At 66.7% G+C, this 19,745-nt stretch carries 23 protein-coding genes; 3 read left to right on the top strand and 20 right to left on the bottom strand.

What is annotated here, in order from left to right:
• Positions 1 to 393: 393 nt before the first annotated feature.
• Positions 394 to 966 (top strand): SMI1/KNR4 family protein, encoded by a 573-nt coding sequence (locus tag O5K39_RS16585; protein WP_271144706.1) that lies wholly within the window; start codon positions 394 to 396, stop codon positions 964 to 966.
• A 63-nt stretch (positions 967 to 1,029) separates the two neighbouring features.
• Here O5K39_RS16585 and O5K39_RS16580 read toward each other — a convergent pair whose 3' ends face one another.
• The 12 genes from O5K39_RS16580 to folE all read right to left on the bottom strand — a co-directional run bounded on the left by O5K39_RS16580 (position 1,030) and on the right by folE (position 10,620).
• Complete coding sequence (locus O5K39_RS16580; protein ID WP_271144705.1) at positions 1,030 to 1,431, bottom strand: MAPEG family protein; 402 nt, start codon at positions 1,429 to 1,431, stop codon at positions 1,030 to 1,032.
• A 2-nt stretch (positions 1,432 to 1,433) separates the two neighbouring features.
• Positions 1,434 to 3,254 (bottom strand): M14 family metallopeptidase, encoded by a 1,821-nt coding sequence (locus tag O5K39_RS16575; protein WP_271144704.1) that lies wholly within the window; start codon positions 3,252 to 3,254, stop codon positions 1,434 to 1,436.
• Between the two features lie 46 nt (positions 3,255 to 3,300).
• Complete coding sequence (locus O5K39_RS16570) at positions 3,301 to 3,924, bottom strand: hypothetical protein (RefSeq protein ID WP_271144703.1); 624 nt, start codon at positions 3,922 to 3,924, stop codon at positions 3,301 to 3,303.
• Positions 3,925 to 3,983: 59 nt separating this feature from the next.
• Positions 3,984 to 4,340 (bottom strand): hypothetical protein, encoded by a 357-nt coding sequence (locus O5K39_RS16565; RefSeq protein ID WP_271144702.1) that lies wholly within the window; start codon positions 4,338 to 4,340, stop codon positions 3,984 to 3,986.
• A gap of 132 nt (positions 4,341 to 4,472) precedes the next feature.
• A complete protein-coding gene (locus O5K39_RS16560) occupies positions 4,473 to 5,999 on the bottom strand; it encodes a UbiD family decarboxylase (protein WP_271144701.1) in 1,527 nt (508 codons plus the stop codon).
• Between the two features lie 27 nt (positions 6,000 to 6,026).
• Positions 6,027 to 6,680, bottom strand: coding sequence for a Pr6Pr family membrane protein (locus O5K39_RS16555; protein ID WP_271144700.1), 654 nt, complete (start codon positions 6,678 to 6,680; stop codon positions 6,027 to 6,029).
• Entirely contained in the window at positions 6,680 to 6,928 is a 249-nt protein-coding gene (locus O5K39_RS16550; RefSeq protein WP_271144699.1) for a helix-turn-helix transcriptional regulator, read from the bottom strand. Before O5K39_RS16550 ends, O5K39_RS16555 begins: the two co-directional genes overlap by 1 nt.
• A 36-nt stretch (positions 6,929 to 6,964) precedes the next feature.
• Positions 6,965 to 7,813 carry an aldo/keto reductase gene (locus tag O5K39_RS16545; RefSeq protein WP_271144698.1) on the bottom strand — a complete coding sequence of 283 codons (849 nt, stop codon included), beginning with the start codon at positions 7,811 to 7,813 and terminating at the stop codon, positions 6,965 to 6,967.
• A gap of 28 nt (positions 7,814 to 7,841) precedes the next feature.
• Complete coding sequence (locus tag O5K39_RS16540) at positions 7,842 to 8,201, bottom strand: MmcQ/YjbR family DNA-binding protein (RefSeq protein WP_271144697.1); 360 nt, start codon at positions 8,199 to 8,201, stop codon at positions 7,842 to 7,844.
• Positions 8,198 to 8,944, bottom strand: a complete 747-nt coding sequence (locus O5K39_RS16535; protein ID WP_271144696.1) for an SPFH domain-containing protein — start codon at positions 8,942 to 8,944, stop codon at positions 8,198 to 8,200. Before O5K39_RS16535 ends, O5K39_RS16540 begins: the two co-directional genes overlap by 4 nt.
• 303 nt (positions 8,945 to 9,247) lie before the next feature.
• On the bottom strand, positions 9,248 to 9,697 hold the full coding sequence (locus O5K39_RS16530) for a biopolymer transporter ExbD (RefSeq protein ID WP_271144695.1): 450 nt from the start codon (positions 9,695 to 9,697) through the stop codon (positions 9,248 to 9,250).
• Positions 9,698 to 10,005: 308 nt separating this feature from the next.
• Positions 10,006 to 10,620: a GTP cyclohydrolase I FolE gene (gene folE, locus O5K39_RS16525; RefSeq protein WP_271144694.1), complete on the bottom strand. Its 615-nt coding sequence runs from the start codon at positions 10,618 to 10,620 to the stop codon at positions 10,006 to 10,008.
• A 135-nt stretch (positions 10,621 to 10,755) separates the two neighbouring features.
• On the opposite strand from folE, the gene cysS reads away from it, so the two are divergent.
• The gene (gene cysS / locus O5K39_RS16520) at positions 10,756 to 12,165 is read left to right on the top strand and encodes a cysteine--tRNA ligase (protein WP_271144693.1); all 1,410 of its coding nucleotides are present in this window, start codon (positions 10,756 to 10,758) and stop codon (positions 12,163 to 12,165) included.
• Positions 12,166 to 12,341: 176 nt separating this feature from the next.
• Here cysS and O5K39_RS16515 read toward each other — a convergent pair whose 3' ends face one another.
• The 8 genes from O5K39_RS16515 to O5K39_RS16480 all read right to left on the bottom strand — a co-directional run bounded on the left by O5K39_RS16515 (position 12,342) and on the right by O5K39_RS16480 (position 19,040).
• Positions 12,342 to 13,271, bottom strand: a complete 930-nt coding sequence (locus O5K39_RS16515) for an SPFH domain-containing protein (RefSeq protein WP_271144692.1) — start codon at positions 13,269 to 13,271, stop codon at positions 12,342 to 12,344.
• Between the two features lie 88 nt (positions 13,272 to 13,359).
• Positions 13,360 to 13,602 (bottom strand): hypothetical protein, encoded by a 243-nt coding sequence (locus O5K39_RS16510; protein ID WP_271144691.1) that lies wholly within the window; start codon positions 13,600 to 13,602, stop codon positions 13,360 to 13,362.
• Positions 13,599 to 14,864: a lytic murein transglycosylase gene (locus O5K39_RS16505; RefSeq protein WP_271144690.1), complete on the bottom strand. Its 1,266-nt coding sequence runs from the start codon at positions 14,862 to 14,864 to the stop codon at positions 13,599 to 13,601. The genes O5K39_RS16510 and O5K39_RS16505 overlap by 4 nt, the downstream gene beginning before the upstream one ends.
• A 411-nt stretch (positions 14,865 to 15,275) precedes the next feature.
• The gene (locus O5K39_RS16500) at positions 15,276 to 15,476 is read right to left on the bottom strand and encodes a hypothetical protein (protein ID WP_271144689.1); all 201 of its coding nucleotides are present in this window, start codon (positions 15,474 to 15,476) and stop codon (positions 15,276 to 15,278) included.
• Between the two features lie 825 nt (positions 15,477 to 16,301).
• Positions 16,302 to 16,511 carry a hypothetical protein gene (locus O5K39_RS16495; protein WP_271144688.1) on the bottom strand — a complete coding sequence of 70 codons (210 nt, stop codon included), beginning with the start codon at positions 16,509 to 16,511 and terminating at the stop codon, positions 16,302 to 16,304.
• Entirely contained in the window at positions 16,508 to 16,972 is a 465-nt protein-coding gene (locus O5K39_RS16490; RefSeq protein ID WP_271144687.1) for a hypothetical protein, read from the bottom strand. Before O5K39_RS16490 ends, O5K39_RS16495 begins: the two co-directional genes overlap by 4 nt.
• 91 nt (positions 16,973 to 17,063) lie before the next feature.
• Complete coding sequence (locus O5K39_RS16485; protein WP_271144686.1) at positions 17,064 to 18,548, bottom strand: replicative DNA helicase; 1,485 nt, start codon at positions 18,546 to 18,548, stop codon at positions 17,064 to 17,066.
• Positions 18,549 to 18,665: 117 nt separating this feature from the next.
• Entirely contained in the window at positions 18,666 to 19,040 is a 375-nt protein-coding gene (locus tag O5K39_RS16480; RefSeq protein ID WP_271144685.1) for a hypothetical protein, read from the bottom strand.
• 142 nt (positions 19,041 to 19,182) lie between these two features.
• On the opposite strand from O5K39_RS16480, the gene O5K39_RS16475 reads away from it, so the two are divergent.
• Complete coding sequence (locus O5K39_RS16475; RefSeq protein WP_271144684.1) at positions 19,183 to 19,731, top strand: GNAT family N-acetyltransferase; 549 nt, start codon at positions 19,183 to 19,185, stop codon at positions 19,729 to 19,731.
• Positions 19,732 to 19,745: the final 14 nt, after the last annotated feature.

Here is a 19,745-nt window from a genome sequence, read left to right as displayed (position 1 = left end):
ATCGCCCGATCTCCCTCTCCCGGCGGGAGAGGGCTTGAGCGCACGGCGGCACAGCCGTCGTCCTTGCGCGAAAGGGTGAGGGGCAGGCGTTACAGTCGGCGCAAGCCGTATCCCTGCCCGCCTGACGGCTCACGCCGACGGACAGGCCGGCCCCTCATCCGTCCGCTACGCGGCCACCTTCTCCCGCCGGGAGAAGGGAAGGGCATTTGGGGCGAAGACGAACGCAGCGAACTGCAGGCCGGGACGACGAAAGCGATTGAGGTCTGATCGAGCTGGTGCGGACATGTGTTCTTTGGTCGCTGACGCGGTACAAGGTGCAACATGCGGATCGGTCGCCGAAGCTTTACTATGGGCTTGGGTGCGGTCCTTGGAGGCTGCTCGGGAGCTTCAAACATGAGCCGGAACTACGACCAAGGTCTGCAATACGGCATCAGTCTCGTGGGCAACGCTTCGCCGTCGAATGACCCGATATGGACTGATGGCTACTCCCAAGCCGAGCTTGATGACGCGCAGTCAAAATACGGATTGGTATTCCCGCCCGACCTGATTGCGTTGTTGCGCGAGCGTCGACCTGTTCAAGGCTACGATTGGCGGACGGATGACGACCAGATTCGCGCGATCTTGAAGTGGCCTCTGGAGGGCCTTCTATTCGATGTCGAGAACAACGATCTCTGGTGGCCAGAGTGGGGGCTTCGCCCACAGACGCCGGAAGCTCGGGCTCATGTTGTAGCCGACGTCGTGAACGAGGCTCCGAAGCTGATCCCGATCTTTTCGCACCGGTTCCTTCCCGGAGACCCGAATGAGGCTGGCAATCCGGTGTTTTCGATCTACCAGTCAGATGTGATCTATTACGGGGCTGATTTGGCGGACTACTTTGATCGCGAGTTCGGCGGCTCGACTCCGCCTCTACCTCAGCACATCAAACGTATTCCGTTCTGGTCAGAACTCGTCGAACGCAACAGTTAGGCGAGACGACCGCTTCCCAACCTCAATCGACCGTCGCCAGATCCGCTTTGGCGTCCAGAAGTCTTATAGCCCGCCCACCCAGCAACAGATCAGCATCACCGCCGAGGCCAGCAGCGGTACGTAGGTCAGCAGCATTCCGAACATCCGGCCGGGGGTCGGGCCCACGCCCGTCAGCATTCCCCAGGCGTGCAGGATGCGGCCCAGCAGGAAGGATCCGCCGATCAGGTGGACCACCCAGGTCTGATGCCCTGTCAGAGCCAGCAGGATCAGGGTGGCGATGGCCAGGGGCATGTATTCAGCAGCGTTGCCGAAGGCGCGGCTGGCGGCCTCGACCGGGGGCTTGCCGCCGTCGCCGAGCGAGACGCGGTGCTTGCGACGCCGGGCCGAGGTGATCCCGGACAGGACCAGCAGGACGATGATATTGAGCGCCGCCCAAAGACCCGCCGCGTGAATCCCGCTGTCCATGCTCAGTCCTCTCGCCCCACCGGATAGAGCCGGTAGCGGTCATCATAGAACGGTGTGCGTTCGTAGAACCAGCCCAGGCGGGCGTCGCCGTCGGCGGCGAAGGCGGGGTCGGCGGCGAGTTTGGCCTCGAACTCGGCCTTGAGGGCGGCGTCGGCGGCCATCATCCGTTCGGCCAGGGGGGCGATGGCATAGCCCTCGATGTATTCGACGCGGTTCAGGATCTCGGGGAACAGGCCCCAGGCGAAGAAGCTCTCGGACGACTGGGGCTCCAGCAGCAGGACGACGATGTCGCCCAGCGGCTGATCCGTCGGGACGCGCACCGAACCGACGGGATAGGTCCAGTCGCGGCGTTCGACCTCGACTGTCTTGACGCTGGCCTGGACGTGACCCTCGTTCGGGCGCGGGGCCAGGGTCGGATCGACGAGGCGCAGCATGGAGACCGACGGGGTGCGGGGGGCGTCGAGGGTCTCCATCGTGATCCCGTGGAGGCGCAACCGCTCGATGATGTCGGGACGGGTGGCGGGGACCCAGTAGGCGGTGGGGCGCTTGAGGCTGAGGGTCGGGCGTGAGCCGTAGAAGGGCAGTTTCCACGTTTCCGGATCGGCCTGGCCCAGCCAGCGGATTTCGCGGCGGCCCGAGGCGGGGCTGTCATAGGTCTCGTAGCGGATGCCGAGGAAATCCCGCGTCGAGGCCGGGGTCGGATCGGGCTCGAAATTGGTCGGGATCTCGGCGGGGCGCAGGGCGCGGTCGCTCTCGGTCGCGGCGCGCAGCTCGGCACCCTGTTCGGCCAGCAGGGTCAGGGACCGCTCGATGAAGACATAGGTGCCCAGCACCCGCTGCTCATAGGGTTTGAGGCTGTGGTTCTCGATCAGGATGGTGGGGACGTGGGCGGCCGCGCCCCAGCCGTTGGAGAACCGCTCGCCGAGTCCGCCGTCCGACAGGCCCTTCTTTGGATCCTGATCGTCGATGCCGAAGACCAGTTCGCCGGGGATGTGCCCTTGCGCCGACAGGGCCGCGTTCATGGCCGGCTTGAAGGTGCTGTCCAGCCAGGCGGAGGCGGAAGGCGAGCGGCTGAAGGCCCCGTCCTCGCCGTTGAAGCCGTAGGTTACGTCGTACTGGTAATCCATGCCGTCGGTGACGTGGACATCGACATAGAGGTCGGGCCGGTATTTCAGGATCAGGCCACGGACGGCCCTCATCTCGGGCTGATCCAGCTTCAGATAGTCGCGGTTGAGGTTCTGGTTGGTGGCGGTGTTGCGCCAGCCCTGGATGCGGGGGCCGCGCTGGTTCGGGCGGCTGTAGGCGCTGGCGCGCTCATGGCCGTCGACCGACAGGATGGGGATCAGGATCAGGTTGACCCGGTCGAGCAGGGTGTCCTTGCCGTAGAAGGCGATGTCGCGCAGCAGCATCATGCCCGCGTCCTTGCCGTCGATCTCTCCCGGATGAATGCCGGCCTGGATCATCAGGATAGGCTTGGAGGGGTCGAAGGCAGTCCCGTCCTTCGAGGCGATGACGGCATAGATGGGACGGCCCTCGGGCGAGGTGCCGAACTGTTCGATGCGGATCAGGTCCGACGCCGCGTCCAGCCGGTCGAACCAGGCGCGGGTGTCGACGTAGTTCGGGCTGAAATCATGGTCAGCGTCGAGCTCAAAGGCCGTGACCCAGGGGTCGGAGGCGTCGCGCAGCAGGCTTTTGGAGGCTCCGTCCCAGGCAGGGGCGGGCGGCAGGAAGGGTTGATCCCACGCAGGCGTGTTGGGGACGGTCTGGCTCATTGCGGGGGTTCCCAGGAAAAGCAGGGCGAGGGCGGTGAACAGGGCGCGCATGGCGATGTTCCTCGGACAAATGCGGCGGCTTCGCAAGCCGGGAGGATCAGCCCCCTGTGGCCGGCAACCAGCCGCCGGATGCGAACAGGATGTGCCCGGCGCGGACGATGTTCCAGATGGTGTAGATCAGGACGACCAGCAGGGCGGCGATCACCACCCTGCGGCCGGGCGCGAAGCCCGCGACCGCTGTGGACAGGGCAAAGACTCCCAGGCCGATCAGGATTCTGGGGGTCCACAAGGCGGCCCAGAGCGGGTCGGCCAGCGACAGCAGGGCCAGCAACAGCCACACCATGGCGTTGGCCGCGAGCACGCATCCGAAGACGATGCGCCGATGGGCCCAGAAATGGTCGTCGAGATTGATCCGCGCCTCTGCGCCTTCGGCGGTGACGCGCGGGAAGGTGATGCTGGCGGCCACATAGAAGGTCGCGGCGATGGCCAGGCCGATCAGCAGCAGGGCGGGATTGAACGGCGCCCCGCGAAAGAACCGCCACGCCTGAACCCAGAAGGTCGCCAGATCCATGGCCACGAACAGGGCCAGCAGCGGCGTCAGCCAGCCGAATCGGACCCGATGACGCTCGTGCAGCAGACGGGCGAAGCCGCCGACAAGCTCGGCGACCGACAGGCCCAGCAACAGGCCATAGAAGCTGAAGAAGAACTCGAACGCGCTCATGCGGCCCCCGCCGTTGGAAAGCGAGGCTTAGCGGGTCATTCGGCCGGCGTCATGGGTGATCAGCTGGTGCGGCGTTCGCGCTTGGCTTCCAGGCGGTCGATGACCGACTGGTGCTCGGCCTTGCGGGTCTCGTGCTGCTGGATCGCGGCCTGTTGCTCGGGGGTCAGGCCGCCGGAGGCTTCGGCAGCGGTCTGGATCTCGTAGATCTGCTGGTCGATGGCGACGACGGCGTCCTGGGCGGCGTACAGCCGGGTTTCCTCACGCTCGCTGAGTGGCGGACGGTTGCGACGGGCGGCGGCGCGAGAGGCACCCCGTCCGGCCATCACCTGGGCTTCGGCCGACGTGGGGACCGTCACGGTCACGACCACGGGGGCGGCGAGGGTCAGGCACAGAGCAGCAATCAGGACACGCGACATCGTGGAAAGCTCCAAACAAGGAATTGCGAACCGACGCTATCGCGGCATTACAAATCCGTCATCCGAAAAGTGTGCGCTGCAACATGAATTGTGACGAGACGGCGCCCTGTTTGAGACAGCGTCGTGCGGGCGCTATTTCCAGATCGGCTTTCCGTCCCCCGGCAGGCCGAGCCGATCCCACATCTGCGACACGCGATCGACGACGTCGGCGTCCATGCGGATCTCCTCGCCCCATTCGCGGTGGGTCTCGGGCGGCCATTTGTCGGTGGCGTCCAGGCCGATCTTTGAACCGAGGCCGCTCTCGGGACTGGCGAAATCCAGATAATCGATCGGGGTGTTCTCGATGACCGTGATGTCTCGCGCCGGATCCATCTTGGTCGAAATGGCCCACATGACCTGTTTCCAGTCGCGGGCGTCGATGTCGTCGTCCACGACGATGACCCACTTCGTGTACATGAACTGGCGCAGATAGCTCCAGACGCCCAGCATCACCCGCTTGGCGTGGCCGGGATAGGCCTTCTTCATCGACACCACGGCGATGCGGTAGCTGCAGCCCTCGGGCGGCAACCAGAAGTCGGTGATCTCCGGGAACTGTGCCCTCAGCAGGGGGATGAAGACCTCGTTCAGCGCCTCGCCGAGCACCGAGGGCTCGTCCGGCGGGCGGCCGGTGAAGGTGGTCAGATAGATGGGGTCGCGGCGCATGGTGATCGCCGTCACCTTGAACACCGGGAATTTTTCGACCGAGTTGTAGTACCCCGTATGGTCGCCGTAGGGGCCCTCGTCCTCGTGCTCGTCCAGCAGGACGTGGCCTTCCAGCACGATCTCGGCATTGGCGGGGACCATCAGGGGCACGGTCTTGCAGGGAACCAGCTCGGCCTTGGCCCCGCGCAGCAGGCCGGCGAACTGGTATTCCGACAGGGTGTCGGGCACGGGCGTGACGGCGGCGAGGATGGTGCCGGGATCGGCGCCCAGGACGACGGCGCAGGGCAGGGGGCCGGTCTTCTTCTTCTTGTGGCGCGCATAGTGCTGGGCGCCGCCGCGATGGGCCAGCCAGCGCATGATCGCGCGATCCTTGCCCAGGACCTGCATCCGATAGATGCCCAGGTTGAAGTCGTCCTCACGATCGTCCGACGGCCCCTTGGTGACGACGAGGCCCCAGGTGATCAGGGGTGCGGGCTCGCCGGGCCAGCAGCCCTGGACGGGGAGGGAGGTCAGGTCGATGTCGTCGCCCTTGAGCACAACCTGCTGGACCGGGGCGGTCTTCACGACCTTGGGCCGCATGGACATGACGGTCTGCATCAGCGGCAGCATCTCCATGGCGTCGCCGAGGCCGCGCGGCGGGGTCGGGTTGCGCAGGAAGGCCAGAAGTTCGCCGACTTCACGCAGTTCCGCGGCAGTGGTGCGGACCTTCTTTTCCATGGTCACGCCCATGGCCACCCGCTTGACCGTGCCGAACAGGTTGGCGAGGCAGGGGATGGGGCTGATCGTGCCGTCGGGCATGACAGGCTTTTCGAACAGCACCGCCGGGCCGCCGTTCCTCAGCAGGCGGGTCTGGATCTCGGTCATCTCGAGGTGGGTGGAGACGGGTTCCGACACCCGCACCAGCTCTCCCTCGGCCTCCAGCATGGCCATGAAGTCGCGCAGGGATTTGTAGGCCAATGAACCGCTCCGGTGGATCACGCCGGATTAGGCGGCTGCGGCCGTCCTGTCACGCCGTCCGAGGGTGCGCTCGATCGCCACGACGATCAGGCCCACGATGGCGAAGAAGACCAGCAGGCCGCCGAAGTTCAGCAAGGCGGGGCCAAGACCGAGCCGGCCCACGTCGATGAACCAGTAGGGATACCAGCAGCTGATCGCGCCGTGCAGCAGGGTCCAGGCACCATAGGCGAGGGGGAAGGCCAGCCACCGGCCGGCATCCACCCATCGCAGACGGCCGTTGGGTGTGAAGATCAGCCAGTCGATCAGGATGGCGGCCGGCATGACATAGTGCAGGGCGATGTTGGCGACCCAGGACCAGCCTTGCGGGCTCCAGGTGGCGTGAAGCAGGAAATGGTACACCAGCCCCACGACCACGGCGTACATGGTGACCCCGGCGCGAATACCCTCGGATGCGGCCCAGCGCCCGGGACGGCTGCCGGCGGCGATCACCGGCAGGGTCATGGCGAGGGCAACCAGCAGGTTGGTCAGGATGGTGAAGAAGCTGAAGAAATTCACCGTCCGCGTGATCAGGGCGGCGGCCGGTGGTGCCGAGATCATCAGCCCATACTGAAGCCCCAGGGCAGCCCAGCCGACGACGGCGAAGGCTCCACGCCAGATCAGGGCGGCCCGCGATCGGCTCATCAATAGGCCGGGGTGTCGGACACCAGCGCCCAGAGCGGCAGGTGCAGCACCTGGGTCGCGGCCCCCAGCTGGGCGGTGGTCAGATGACGGCGTCCGGCCTCGATCAGCCGGACATCTTCGGGCGACAGGTGGATCGCCTCGGCCAGGGCGTCCAGATCGACGTGGCGCTGGGTGCGCCAGCGTCGCAGACGGGCGCCGATCCGGACATCGTCGGGATCAACCGTTGGAAAGCCGAGTACCTGACCCATGGCGTCTCCTGACCTCCGCGCTTCTGCTGTCGCGGATCAGGCAGCTTCGTCCCATTTGAACGCCGGGTCCAGCCAGTCGCCGAGGCGGCCGTCCGGGCGGGCCAGGGCGTGGATGCGGGCCATCTCATCGTCAGACAGGGTGAAGTCGAAGATGTCGAAGCTTTCCTCGGCGCGGCTGACCTTGGTGGTGCGGGGGATGGCGATGACGTCCTGCTGGATCAGCCAGCGCAGGGTGACCTGGCCGGCCGACTTGCCGTGGGTCTTGCCGATAGCGTTGATGACGGGATCGTCGGCGATCTTGCCCTGGGCAAGGGGTGACCAGGCGGTGATCGACGAGCCGAGGTCGCGGGCGGTCGCCAGCAGCGGGCCATTGGCGAGATAGGGGTGATATTCGACCTGGTTGGTGACCAGTTTGGCCTTCGACAGGCCTTGCGCCTGCTTGAACTCGGCGGACGGGAAGTTCGACAGGCCGATCGAACGGGTCAGGCCCTGATCCCTAGCCTCATTGAGCGCGCCCAGGGTCTCGGCGAAGGTCGGTTCGGCCTTGGGCCAGTGCAGCAACAGCAGGTCGGGCGTGAACCCCAGGTTGGCGATGGACTCGCGCGCCTGGGCAAGAAGTGCGTCGTGGTGGAAATGCTTCACCCAGATCTTGGTGGTCAGCCAGAGGTTGTCGCGGGTGACGTGGCCGGCCTCGATCGCGTCGCGAATGCCGTCTCCGACCGCCGCCTCGTTGTGATAGATCCAGGCCGTGTCGATGTGGCGATAGCCGATGCGCAGGGCCTCCGCGACCATCCGGCGGGCGTCTTCGGGCTCAAGCATCCAGGTGCCGAAACCCAGGAGCGGGATGGACAGGCCGTCGACGACGATGGTGGGCTGGGCGGACATGGCGGGCTCCTGAAGGCGGACCCGGGAGTTAGGCGCCGGGGACCTCGCCCGGAAGGGTCGGATGCTGTTTTTGCAGGGTCCTCGGCGCGACCTTGCGCCAGCGCCGCGCCATCATGATCCCCAGCCAGGCCGGATCGACGCTCGCGAGGCGGGCCAGCACCATGGCGTGGTTGCGATAGTGGTCGGTGAAGAAGAAGGTCTCCGGGTCCATCTCGATCAGCAGGTCGCGCTCGTCCAGGCTGTCCAGATGCACGACCACGCAGTCGTCCTCGTCGCGGATACGGGTCAGGAACTTTCCCGCCGTCCGGAAAGCCGGCATGCCGTAGGCCGAGCCGCGCTCGGTCCCGGGCAGGGCCAGGATCAGGGCCTCGACGTCGTCGCGGGTCATGACGGCCGGCGACCCTCGGGACGGTCGCCGATGACGATGGTGGTGTTTCGAGCGGCCCCTGCGGTCTGAAGCAGCCGCAGATGGGCCAGTTCCGGGTTGTCCTTCAGCAGCCGGGCGGCATTGGCCAGGGAGCGCAGCGCCGCCTGCTCGCCCCGGGCCCGCTCCAGCGCGGCGAGGCCCTCCAGGCGGGCCCGCTCGACCTCCGACATCAACCGACGCAGTTCCGGCGGCAGGATGACGGCGCTCAGGGCGATCGATTCGATGCGGGCCGCGCCGACGGTGTCCGGCACCCCGGCGGTCAGCATCTGGTCCAGCTCTTCGGCGCGTCCGAGAAGCGCGTCCATCGAATGGGCCGAGGCCAGACGGACGAGGGCGGTGTTGGCCACCTGGGTCACCGGGCTCCACACGGGCTCGCGGATGGCCATTTCTGCGTCGTGCAGCCGATAGGCCACGGTCGCGGTCAGCCGCGCCGGAAGCCGGTCGGCGGTCACGACTTCGACCGGTCCGACCTGGATGTACTGAAGCGCCATCGACAGGGGCGCGATCGTGACGCTTCGGCGCGATCCCCAGATCGTGTGTCGGCCGGGCTCGAGCAGGCGGTCAAAGACGCCGTCGACGCTGACCACGCCACGCTCCCACGGGCTGATCCGAATCGTGCGCCGGTCCCCGATCATGGCTCGGAGGAACCAGACGGCTATGGCCAGGACGGCGAAGGCGAAAATCAGACCGGCGGTATCGAACACGGGCACGTCCTCTGCACGATCGGGCGTCCGGCACCGCGGCGACCTGACGGGGATCGCGAGGATCCGCAGGGTCCAGTCGCGGCTTGTCTTTCGACCGGCGCCGGACGCCGTCTCTGTTCACCAACATGGAGACGATCGCCGGTCTTTGTGGCTGGCCGCACCGGAGCCCCGGCATCGCGCCCAAGACGATCGTCGAAGGGGATTCGAACCCCGCTCAACCCTAGCGATCGATGTTGGGTGAGGCCAAGAAAAAAGGCCGCGTCCCGGGGGACGCGGCCTTGGCTTCAAACCGAGCGGATCGGCTCAGGTGATGTCTTCGTTCAGCAGACCGACCTTGTAGAAGCCGTTGGTCTGAAGCGTGTTCATGACTTCCATGAACTGGCTGTATTTCACTTCGGGCTGGGCGCGGACGAACAGGCGTTCTTCCTTGCAGCCCTGGCCGGTGGGATCGCCGAGGGCGGCGCAGGCGTCGACGGCCAGGGTTTCGATCGTGGTCTGGCGGTCGGCCAGGAAGATCGAGCCGGTGTCCTGGATGGTCACATAGACCGGATCCTTGGGCTTCTCAGGGGTGATGGGGGGCGGCGTTGCGGGCGGCAGGTCCAGCTTGATCGACACGGTGGCCAGCGGTGCCGACACCATGAAGATGATGAGCAGAACCAGCATGATATCGACGAACGGCGTGACGTTGATGTCCGAGTTCTGTTCGATGGTCTTGCCGCCGGACGCGCCGGGGCCTGAAAGTCTACCGGCCATGCTCTAGATTTCTCCCTGGAGGTCCGCCGCCGAGCGGGGACCGAGCGATTGGTTCGTGGGTGTTTCTTGGCGGCCTCGAAGGCGGTTGTAAAGCGGTCTGACGCCCCGTTTCGTTCCGTCGCGTCGCTTTTCGCGCAACAGGCGTGTTCTTCTCCCGCGCAGCGGGGAAGTGTCGCGTCCCTGAGCGAAGCGAAGGCAGCGACGATGGGGGCTGTGGCGATCGGGGCGATGAAAGTACCCCCATCGACCCTGTTCGGCCTTCGGCCGAAGACGGGCCACTTCCCCGCAAGCGGGAGAAGAATGGTTCTTCAGCCCTTCGCCAGTTTCAGGAAACGGTCGGTCAATGCCGGATCGGACTTGAAGGCACCGGTGAAGCGGGTGGTGATGGTCGAGACGTGGCGGTGATGAACGCCGCGCGTGGTCATGCACTGGTGCTCGGCATCGATCAGGACCGCGACCCCGGCGGGGCTCAGGTGCGCCTCGATGGCGTCGGCGATGTCCTGGGTCAGGGTTTCCTGATTCTGGAGGCGGCGCGCAAAGATCTCGACGACGCGGGCCAGTTTGGAAATGCCGACGACCTTTTCAGTCGGGATGTAGGCGACATAGGCCTTGCCCAGGAAGGGGGCCATGTGATGTTCGCAGTGGCTCTCGACCTCGATGTCGCGCAGCAACACCATGTCGTCATAGCCCTGAACGTCCTCGAAGGTGCGCGACAACTCCTTGCCCGCGTCGGCGTCATAGCCGTCGAACCACTCGCCATAGGCGTCCACCACGCGCTTGGGCGTGTCGATCAGGCCGGGCCGCGAAGGATCGTCGCCGGCCCAGGCGATCAGGGTGCGCACGGCCTCCAGCGCCTGCTCACGGCTGGGGCGCGTCGTCACGAGGACGGGCTTGCTGACGACCGGAACGGGTGAAGCACTCATAAAATCGATCTCGAAACCGACGAAACGACGCCCCGTGGGCCTTCTTTCGTCCTTGGACACTGTTTAACAGCTTGGCGGCTATATGGGGCATCCCCTCCGTCCCGCAAGAAAACTCTCGAAAGCTCCACCCCTACGATGACGCTGTCCCTGTACGACACCCTGCACCGCGAGAAGCGTGTCTTTTCGCCGCGCGATCCCAGCCGGGTGACGCTCTATGTCTGCGGGCCGACGGTCTATGACTATGCGCACATCGGCAATGCGAGGCCGCCGGTGGTGTTCGACGTGCTGGTGAGGCTGCTGCGGCGCGAGTACGGGGCCGACAGCGTGATCTATGCCCGCAACGTCACCGACGTGGACGACAAGATCAACGCCAAGGCGGCCAGGGAAGGTGTGCCGATCGGTGAGGTGACGGCCCGGTATGAGGCCGCCTATCTGGCCGACATGGGGTTGCTGAACGTCTCGGCCCCGGACCTGGCCCCCCACGTCACCGACCATATCGAGGCCATCGTGGCCCAGATCGCGGCGATCGTGGACCAGGGCTGCGGCTATGTGGCCGAGGGCCATGTGCTGTTCGACGTCTCCTCCTATCCGGCTTACGGCGCGCTGTCGGGGCGGAACCTGGACGACATGATCGCCGGGGCGCGGGTCGAGGTCGCGCCGTACAAGCGCAATGCCCACGACTTCGTGCTGTGGAAGCCGTCCAAGGAGGGCGAGCCGTCCTGGCCGTCGCCGTGGGGCGAGGGGCGGCCTGGCTGGCACATCGAATGCTCGGCCATGATCGAGGCCGAGCTGGGCCTGCCGATCGACATCCACGGCGGCGGCATCGACCTGGTCTTTCCGCACCACGAGAACGAGATCGCCCAAGGGGTCTGCGCCCACGGCCATGCCCATGCGGCGACGGCGCCGGCGGAGTACAGCCGCTACTGGATGCACAACGGTTTCCTGACCGTCGATGCGGAGAAGATGTCCAAGTCGATCGGCAACGTCCTGCTGCTGCATGACCTGGTCCAGGCCATGCCGGGCGAGGTTGTGCGGTGGGCGCTGCTGAGCGCGCATTACCGCCAGCCGCTGGACTGGAACCAGTCGCTGCTGGACCAGTCGCGCAAGAATCTGGATCGGCTGTATGGGGCCCTGCGTCGCGCAGAGGGGGTCGAGGCGCTTGGCGACATGCCGTCGCCCGAGTTCCTGGAAGCGATCGAGGACGACCTGAACACGCCGGGCGCCATGTCCAAGCTGTTCGCCCTGTCCAGCGAGATCGAGCGGGCCATGACGGCGGGCGACACACGGGCCGTCGGCATCGCCAAGGCCGAGCTGATCGCGTCGGGGGCCATCCTGGGCGTGCTGCAGTCGACACCGGACCAGTGGTTCGAAGGCGGGGCCGACGACACGCTGAAGACCGAGGTCGAGGCCCTGCTGGCCGAACGGATCGAGGCCCGGGCAGCCAAGAACTGGGCCGAGGCGGATCGCATCCGGGACCGGCTGACGGCGCTGAACGTGGTGGTCATGGACGGGCCGACCGGGGCGACCTGGCGGTTGAAGGAGTGAGGTAGTCGTCCTTCTCCCCTTGCGGGAGAAGGTGCCCCGAAGGGGCGGATGAGGGGTCACGCCGTCGATGACGGTGGGGGGGGCTGGCGCCGAAACAGCGTGACAGGTCGGCGTGACCCCTCATCCGTCAGCCTCCGGCTGCCACCTTCTCCCGCAAGGGGAGAAGTGAAGCATGACTACTCCGCCTGCTGACCTGTCGCCGGGATCATCGTCGTCGGGGTCTGGCCGATGATGCAGGTGGAGGCGCGGGGCGGGCAGAGGCCTTGCGAGCGCTGGGCGTAGATCTGGTCGATCAGCTGGGGGTTGGCGCGAAGGGCGTCGCCGCGCAGGCGGATGGATTCGGCCTCGCCACGCGCGGTCTCGATCAGGGCGTTGGCGTTGGCACGGGCTTCGGCCTCCTTCTGCTGGGCGGCGAGGGTGCGCTGTTCGGTGGCGGTGCGGGCCTGGATGGCGGTGGTGATGCTCTCGGGATAGCGGATGGTGCCGACCCATTGAAGGTTGGAGATCTCCACGCCCTCGGCCGCCCATTTGCGCTGCAGGTTGGCATAGGCGCGCTGGATCACGGCCTGACGACCCGCGCCCATCAGGCTGCCGGTGCAGGGGGCTGCGGTGGGCTGGGTCGCGCCCTCGACCACGGGTTGCTGGGCCTGAAGGTTACAGGACACCGGCACCTTTTCCGCCTCCTGGGCGATGAAGGAGCGGACATCGTTGCGGATCGGATTGTCGAGCAGGTCGTCGAAATTCAGACGGTATTTGGCGTACAGATCCGCCGCCTTGTTGTCCGAAACCTTGACCGTCATGTTGACGTCGGCGGTCATGGGCAGGCCGGTCTGGTCGGCGAAACCGATCTCCTCGTTCTCCTGACCGTCGGCATTGCCTTCGCGGGTGTAGGAATAGACACGCTGGCGGGTCGGGTATTTGATGATCTTTTCGCCGAGGCCTTCCCAGTGCCAGCCGGGGCGCAGTTCGGTGGGCTGGACGCCGGGGTTGGGGCCGAACTTGGTGGTCTTGATGCCGGCCTCGCCGCTCTCGACCGTGACGCTGCACGAGACGACGGCACAGCTGCCGCCGGCGAGGACCAGCAGCAACAGGGCGGCCGTGGCCACGAGCCTGAGTACGCGTGGCGTGGCGCTGCTTCCGCCGCCGAGGGACCTGGGTCCTGGAAAAGTCATGGTCGCGCCCCCGCGGATGGTCTCAGTCCCGGATCATCCGGGAGATTCGATTGAACAGGAAAACGGCCAGCAGGCCCAGCCCGAGCGTGCCGAACAGGCCGGCGACCGAGGCGACGAAGACGGAGCCGAGGAAATGCGCCTCAAGGATCATCGGCACCAGGACGCGGAACAGGACGAAGGCGGCGACCAGCAGCAGGCCGATGGCCAGGAAGGCATAGAAGCCCGCCAGGATCGCGCGTTGACCCGAATCCCGAGGCTCGCTCACATCCGGCCCAGTTCGTCAGCGAGGGAGGCGGTCAGATAGCCGTCGGCGATGCGGCCGTTGGCGGCCTGCCAGCGCTTGAGGGCGGCGCGGGTGTTGGCGCCGACGACGCCGTCGACGCCGCCGGTGTCATAGCCCATGGCACTGAGCGCGCGCTGGGCCCCGATCCGCTGGTTGAGCGACAGGGGAGGGTCGTTGGGCCAGGCGGCGACGAGGCCGGGCTTGCCGTCCACCCCGTCCGCCGTCAGGCCGATGGCGAGGGCATAGGAGACCGAGTTGTTGTAGCGCCGGATCACGTAGTGGTTGGGCAGGGCCAGGAAGGCGGGGCCGGCCGCACCTTGCGGCAACAGGATGGCGGCGTCTTCCAGAGCTTCGGCCGAGTTGGGTGCACCGCCCCGGGCCAGGGTCACGCCGCGCGCCGCCCACCAGCGCCAGGGGTGGGTCGGGCCGTCGGCCTGTTCGTAGTCGAACGAGGCGGGCAGGGCGACCTCATAGCCCCAGGTCTGGCCGCGCCGCCAGCCGGCCTCGGCCAGCAGGTTGGCGGCGGAGGCCAGGGCGTCGGCGTCGGAGTTCCAGATGTCGACCTGGCCGTCGCCCGTCTGATCGACGCCCAGACGCAGGAAGTTATCGGGCATGAACTGGGTCTGGCCCATGGCCCCGGCCCAGCTGCCCAGCAGGCCCGATCGGGCGCGGCGGCCGTCGACGACGATGTTGAGCGCGTCCCTTAGCTGGCCCTCGGCCCAGTCGCGGCGGCGTCCGTCATAGGCCAAGGTGGCCAGGGAGCGGATCACGTCCTTGTTGCCTTGGACCTGGCCGAAGCTGGATTCATTGCCCCAGATGGCGACGAGGATCTCGGCCGGGACGCCGTACCGTTGGGGCACGCTGGAGGGCACGGCACCGATGCGGCGGCGGGCCTCGGCGATGCGGGCGGCGGAGGCGGCGTTCTGGACATAGGCCCCGGCGGGGCGGCTGAACTCGGGCTGGTTGCCGTCGAGACGGACCACTTCAGGATCGGGGGTCAGTCCGGCCAGTTCACGCTCATAGGCCTCGCGACGGGCGCCGCCGTGGCGGGCGAGGAAGCCCTGTTTCCAGGCCTCGAAGCCGGAGGCGTCGGGTGCTGCGGGGCCGTCGGCCAGATAGGGGCGCTCCTGAACCGGCGCGATCGGTCCCGTCGCCGTGCCGACCGAGACCTCGGGCGGCGGCGGCAACATCGGGGCGCAGGCCCCGACCGACAGGATGATGAGGAGACGATAACGGAAACGCATGGGTACAGGTCTACCGGGTCCGGCTCGGCTCGCGCAATCACAAGCGCGCGACAGGATGATGGGCGGACAAAGACGGTGAATCCGCGGCTAACCCTTTATGAACGCCGCACCTTAAGATTTCCGGCCTAGACGATAACCATCCCTGATGTGGCCTGGTGGCGGAGGGGCAACGCAACGGAGCCGCAACTCCGTAGACCCTCCGTTCAACTCGGAGGCCAGGCCTCCAATCCTTTCTTGTTGGGTCGCTGCGCGACGCGCTACCGCTCGCGACGCGGTCGCTCGCTGCTTGAGCGCTGCGTGTTTGTGTCGCTGCGCGACGCGCTAACGCTCGCCCCCGGGTCGGATCTTCGATCCGCCCGAGGACAGGCTATGCGGTCGCTCGCTGCTTGAGCGCGAAGGGGGATGCCGGTGTCACGAGGGCGCGTCGGGAGCGCTCGGGCGGACCCAGACGCCGTCCTCGATCTCGACCAGACCACACTCGCGGCGCTTGGCGGCGATGTTGACGCGCAGGATGCCGAGCCTTCGCTCGAGTTCACGCTTCAGTCGCTCGAACTCGGGTGTGCCCCGGTCGTCTACGGGGCTCGGCGGCCGGGCGTTCGCTGGACGGGACATGGCGGCTCCTCTCAGTTGGGTTCTTGAGAATGGCGAGTGGCACTAGCACCCTCCACACATACCTCTTCGCCCTCACGCGCCGATGCGCTGAAGTCATGGGAAGGGCCGGCAGAGCGTCCGGGCCTTCGCCCGGAAAAGAATAGAAAATACCGTTTCGGCGAAAGACAGACGCTCCGCGTATGTGGTTTTCGCAGGAGCTGTACGGCTCGGTCTCCCGAACCAGCGGGGCTCTTAACCCCTTGCCGCTACCGCGCCCCCGGCGGGAAGGCGGGCGCCTTGCGTGCCCGTCCCCTGAACGATCTGACTCTCTGCGCCGGACCCTTTGACGATCCGGGGCGACGAAGCTCCCGAAAGAACTGCGCCGGCCTCCCCCGGTCTGATCCCGCTCCACACACCCCCGCCGCAACAAGATCGCAAGGCCTTGCGCCCTTCCCCGCGACGGGACGAAGGGCAGTATAGCGGACGTTGATACCTGGGCGGGTTCGAGGGGGTGAGAAATCTGCAATCGGTTGCGGAGCAAGGGATTGGGCGGCCGAAGTTCGCAAGTTCGAGGTGCTGGAGCAGCCGTCTCCTCCCCGTCGCGAAGCGATGGGGAGGTGGATCCGAGCCCTTGCGAGGAGACGGAGGGGGGGACTCGGTGATAGGAATGGGGGCTGCCGGATCGAGCGCGCTCGTGTCGAGAGTCCCCACCGGACAGACCCCGTCGCCCCCTCCGTCACGGCCCTGAAGAAGGGCCGCGCCACCTCCCCATCCGCCAAGCGGCGGACGGGGAGGAGAAACGTAGCCTGCACGAACTGGTCACGCCGACTTGGCCGCCGCTGTGCCTCAGGTGATCCGCTTGGCCGACAACGGGTCGCTGGCGGGGAAGCTTTCTTCGAGGCCTTCGTCGACGAGGGCTTCCTGGCGGCTCTCGGCCTGGGCCTCGGCGTCCTTGAGCTGGTCGGGCTTGCCGTGTTCGGGCGCGGCGCGGCGGGCGTGGGGGGTTTCGGGGTCGCAGTCCTGTTTGACGTCAGTGATGGTGTTGGGCGCGGTCATCGGGGCATGTCCTGTGTGGGGGCTGTTTCGGCGTCGGGGCCGTAGCCGAGGTCGGCGATGTCGTCGTCGGAGAGGCGTTTGGCCTCCCAGTGGGCGGCCGAGGCCTGGGCCCCGCGCTCGTTTTCCATCAGTCCGGCATAGACGAGTTCGACCTCGTCCTCGCCGCGCTGGCCGTCGCTTTCGCCGTCGATCTTGAACAGGGGATAGCCGTCGGCTCCCAGCAGGGCGTCGGCCTCGGCCTCGATGCCGGCGGCACCGAGATCGTCGTCGAGGGACTGATCGTCCTCGTCGAAGTCTCCTTCATCGCCGTCGCCGTCGGCGCGGGTGACGTCGAGAACCTCGGGCAGGTCCTCGAAGGTGCGGAACTGGTTCGTCGGCGCGCCGGGGTCGGCGTCGTCGTAGTTGTCTTCGTCGAAGACCTCTGACTGGTCCTGTTCGTCTGCGGCATCGATGTCCGGCATGGTCGCCTCCCTGTGTCGTTGACAGGGAAACGGTCCGGGAGCTCAGCCGTTCCGAACGCCCGGCGGCGGACAGTCGGTGGCAGGCCCCGATCTATTCAGGAATGTCGCTGAAGTTGCCGTAGCCGCTGCGGGCCAGGTTGCCGAAGCGGGTGGTGTCGGCGTCGAACGACAATTTAACGATGCCGATGGGGCCGTGGCGCTGCTTGCCGATGACGACCTCGGCCTGATGCTCAAGCAGATCCATGTCCTGCTGCCATTTGAGGTGTTCCTCGGTGCCCTCGCGCGGTTCGGTGCGGCCCAGATAGTAGCTTTCGCGATAGACGAACATCACGCAGTCGGCGTCCTGCTCGATCGAGCCGGATTCGCGCAGGTCGGACAGTTGGGGGCGCTTGTCCTCACGGTTCTCGACCTGACGCGACAGCTGGGACAGGGCGATGATGGGGACGTTCAGCTCCTTGGCCAGGGCCTTGAGGCCGCCGGTGATCTCGGAGACCTCCTGCACCCGGTTCTTCTGGGCATTGCCCTCGCCGACGGTGATGAGCTGCAGGTAGTCGACGATGATCAGGTCGAGGCCCTGTTCCATCCTCTTCAGGCGGCGGGCACGGGCGGCAAGCTTGGAGATGGCCAGGCCGCCGGTGGCGTCGATGTAGAGCGGGCTCTCGCCGATCTCGATGGCGGCGTCGCGGACCTTGCCGAAGTCGCTGGCGTCGATCTCGCCCTTGCGCAGGCGGTCGGAGGAGACGCCCGACGCATCGGCCAGGATCCGCATGGCCAGCTGTTCGGCGCTCATTTCCAGCGAGAAGAAGGCGACGACGCCGCCCGAGACGGTCTTTCGCCCGTCCGGCGTCGGTTCCCAGCGGTAGTTGCGGGCGACGTTGAAGGCGATGTTGGTGGCCAGCGCCGTCTTCCCCATCGAGGGTCTTCCGGCCAGAATCAGCAGGTCGGACGGGTGCATGCCGCCGAGCTTGGAGTCGAGGTCGTCGAGGTGGGTGGCGAGACCGGCCAGTTTGCCGTCGCGCTGATAGGCCTCGCCCGCCATCTGGACCGCGCCGGCCAGCGCCGTCGAGAAGCTGACGAAGCCGGAGGAGGGGGCACCGGATTCGGCCAGGGAATACAGGGTCAGCTCGGCCTGTTCGATCTGGTCGATTGCGGGCGTTTCGGGGTCGGGGGCGTCCTTGATGATCTCGCCGCCGATACGGATCAGGTCGCGGCGCAGGGCCAGGTCATAGACGACGCGGGCATAGTCGGGGGCGTTGGCGCCGGGCGGGGCGCGGTCCATCAGGTCGGCGAGGTAACGCAGGCCGCCGAACTCGGCGAAGGCCGGATCCTGCTTGAACCGCTCCATCAGGATGGTCGGCTCGGCCAGCATCCCCTGGCGGATGTGGTCCTCGATGGCGTCGTACAGCCGCTGGTGGAAGGGCTCGTAGAAATGGGCGCCGCGCAGCCGGTCGCTCAGCCGCTCGAAGATGGCGTTGTCGAACATCAGGGCGCCCAGCAGCGCCTGCTCGGCCTCGAGGTTGTGAGGCAGGGACGGGATGGCGACGGAATCGGCGGAAAAGGAGGTGAAGGCGTTCATCGGGACCACGCCTTAACGATGTCAGCCGCCGACGTCAGAGGCGGACGGATCGTCGTGGTGGATGGTTCGGCGCGGTCTGTGGACGGACCGGGAATCGTCAACGATTCGGCATTTTTCCTATGCTGCGGGGCAGGGGTATCGCTCGGCCATCCATTCGCGCATCGCCTGGGTCACGGTGATCTGGCTGCGGCGGGCGGCAGGCACCGCGTTGAAGCGGGTCAGGATCGCGTTGGGCGAGAACGACACCTTTTCCGGCATGCAGGTGGCCGGGCGGCGGCCGGCGGTGCGGGCGGCGGTCTGTTCGGCGCGGGTGGTGCGCACCGCCCCCTCGAACTCGCGCATCAGCCGGCGGGTGTCGGAGCGCAGCAGGGCGGTGGGGTTGCGGGGGATGCCGGCGGCCGTGGTCAGGAACTCCTGCACCGTCATGGCGCTGGCGCTCGTGGCGATCAGGGTGGCGGCGATGGCCAGGCCGGCCAGTGCGATGCGGTTCATGTCGGACCCCTCCGGTTGAGGGACCAGATTGGCGGATCATCCGCGGCAGAACTAGGGCACGATCGTTACAAGCGGCACAGTTGTCGGCCTGAGGGGGTCTGCTGATAGAAGGCGTCGAGACCGTTATCCTGGAATACACCCCATGAGCCTTTCACACCGCCTGGCCCAGATCGAGGACCTGGAGGCACTGCACGCGCTGATGGGGCGGGCGATCGACCGTTTGCAGGACGCGTTCCTGTCGCCCGAACAGGTGCGGGCCAGCCGTCAGGTCATGGGACAGGATAGCCAGCTGGTGAAGGACCAGACCTATTTCCTGATCGAGGACGGCGACCGCATCGTGGGGTGCGGGGGCTGGAGCTGGCGGGCCACATTGTTCGGCGGGGACGACAGCATCGTGGCGCGCGAGCCGGCGCCGCTCGATCCCGCGACCGACGCGGCCAAGATCAGGGCCATGTACGTCGACCCGGATTTCGCCCGGCGCGGCATCGGTTCGAGAATCCTGACCCTGTGCGAGGGTGCCGCGCGGGATGCGGGATTCGGTCGGGTCGAGATGATGGCCACCCTGGCGGGCGTGCCGCTTTACCGGGCTTGCGGCTATGTCGAGATCGAGAAGATCGAGGCAAAATCTTCGGAGGGGGTGACGATCCCACTGATCCGAATGGGAAAAATATTTCGTGATACAGTTGTTTGAGGGTGAAGTGACGC

It is taken from the genome of Brevundimonas sp. NIBR10 (assembly GCF_027912515.1).
GTDB lineage: Bacteria > Pseudomonadota > Alphaproteobacteria > Caulobacterales > Caulobacteraceae > Brevundimonas.
This window is presented reverse-complemented; position numbering and strand designations above follow the sequence as displayed.